1 protein-coding gene is annotated in these 950 nt (G+C 72.9%); it reads left to right on the forward strand.

Annotated elements, in window-relative coordinates; all coding sequences use genetic code 11:
- Positions 1-136: 136 nt before the first annotated feature.
- The gene (fabG, locus tag B7L92_RS29440) at positions 137-922 is read left to right on the forward strand and encodes a 3-oxoacyl-ACP reductase FabG (protein ID WP_081240410.1); all 786 of its coding nucleotides are present in this window, start codon (positions 137-139) and stop codon (positions 920-922) included.
- Positions 923-950 lie beyond the last annotated feature (28 nt).

Raw genomic sequence — 950 nt, forward strand, 5'->3', positions numbered from 1 at the left:
CGCCGCCGGTACGGAACCGCGGCCCGCCCGCGGGGCGCGGTTCCGTACCGGCGGCGCGCCTCGAGCGGGCTTCGGCCGCCCCACGAGCCACCGGGCGCAGAGTCGGTTCCACCGACATCGCTGAGGAGGTCCGTCGATGGCACAAGGCACACATCCGGTCGCCCTGGTGACCGGGGGCACCCGGGGCATCGGGCTCGCCGTGGTCCGGGAGCTCGCCCGCCGGGGCCATCGCGTCTTCCTGTGCGCCCGCACCGGGCACGAGGTGAAGCAGACCGTGGAGGACCTGCGCGACGAAGGGCTCCAGGTGGAGGGGGCCGTCGCCGACGTCCGCTCCGCCCAGGAGGTGCGCGCCCTGGTGCGCACCGCCGTGGAGGTGTTCGGGCCGATCGGCGTCCTGGTCAACAACGCCGGCCGCAGCGGGGGCGGCCGTACGGCCGACATCCCCGACGAGCTCTGGTACGACGTCATCGACACCAACCTCAACGGTGTCTTCCTGGTGACCCGGGAGGTGCTCAAGAACGGCGGCCTCACCGACGGCGAGCACGGGCGGATCATCAACATCGCCTCCACCGCGGGCAAGCAGGGTGTGCTGCTGGGGGTCCCCTACACCGCGTCCAAGCACGGCGTGGTCGGCATCACCAAAGCGCTGGCCAAGGAGCTCGCCCCGTACGGCGTCACCGTCAACGCCGTGTGCCCCGGGTACGTGGAGACCCCGATGGCGGAGCGGGTCCGCCGGAGTTACGCCACCGCGTGGAACACCACGCAGGAGTACGTCCAGGAGCAGTTCGAGGCCAGGATCCCGCTCGGCCGCTACTCCACGCCCGAGGAGGTGGCCGGTCTGGTCGGCTACCTGACCACCGGTCAGGCGGCCTCCATCACGGGCCAGGCGCTGAACGTCTGCGGCGGCCTGGGCGCCTTCTGACCCCCGGGCGCCTCCCCGCCGACCGCGG

It is taken from the genome of Streptomyces viridosporus (assembly GCF_002078235.1).
GTDB classification, from domain to species: domain Bacteria; phylum Actinomycetota; class Actinomycetes; order Streptomycetales; family Streptomycetaceae; genus Streptomyces; species Streptomyces viridosporus.

Coding starts and splice junctions, on each gene's coding strand:
- fabG (WP_081240410.1), top strand. CDS start 137: ATGGCACAAGGCACACATCCGGTCGCCCTGGTGACCGGGGGCACCCGG.